Annotated in this window: 1 protein-coding gene; it reads left to right on the forward strand. The window is 62.0% G+C overall.

Annotated features, from left to right (window positions below):
• Nucleotides 1-27: 27 nt before the first annotated feature.
• Nucleotides 28-615 (forward strand): J domain-containing protein, encoded by a 588-nt coding sequence (locus DIE15_RS36645; protein ID WP_260428456.1) that lies wholly within the window; start codon nucleotides 28-30, stop codon nucleotides 613-615.
• Nucleotides 616-731 lie beyond the last annotated feature (116 nt).

Here is a 731-nt window from a genome sequence, read left to right on the forward strand (position 1 = left end):
GCGATCCGACTTTCATCCCGACGCACAATGACGACAATGTATGAATTGCTCGGTGTGTGCGAGAACGCCACCAACGAGGAAATCAAGCGCAGCTACCGAAAGGCAGCGATGAAAGCGCATCCCGACCGCAACGTCGGGGGCGAAGCGGACGCGCATGCGCGATTTCAGGAGATCAAGGAGGCATACGCGATTCTCTCGGACCCGGAGCTGCGCCGCGTCTATGACACCGTTTTCGCAGAGGAAATGCTCCGTCACGCACGGCTTCGCGAAGAAGAGGAGCGCTTGAAGGCGGAGCGCGAAGCGGAATACGCGCGGTTCGTGGCATGGGCGATGCGCTTCGCCGAACAAGGGCACAACCGCGACGTCGTGTTCGGTGTTCTGCTCGGCCGTGATTGCGATGTTCAACTCGCCGAGCGCATTGCCGGCGGCGTGGTCGAGCTGCATGCGTCGCGCCAGCCGAGCGCATCGCGGGACGGGCAGCGTGATGAGCAGATGCCGCAATGCGAGAAGAGGGCGACACCGGCGCCAAAGAGCGACGCGCGAAGGAGTGACGAACACGTGCATAGGGACTTTTTCAGCGCTCTGTGGCACGGCGTGTTCGGGCTGCGCCCGTGAGTCCTGGTGGGTGACCGGTTTTGCGAGCGCGGAACTCGACCGCGATCGGAGCCCTCTTCGGGGGAGGTTCTTCGATCGACTGCTTCATGAATTGACGGCTAATTGGGCAGTATTCG

It is taken from the genome of Burkholderia sp. Bp9031 (assembly GCF_003857965.1).
Taxonomy (GTDB): Bacteria; Pseudomonadota; Gammaproteobacteria; order Burkholderiales; family Burkholderiaceae; genus Burkholderia; species Burkholderia ambifaria_A.

Bases quoted from the DNA above. Each gene is read 5' to 3' on its own strand.
- DIE15_RS36645 (WP_260428456.1), top strand. From the start codon at position 28: ATGACGACAATGTATGAATTGCTCGGTGTGTGCGAGAACGCCACCAAC.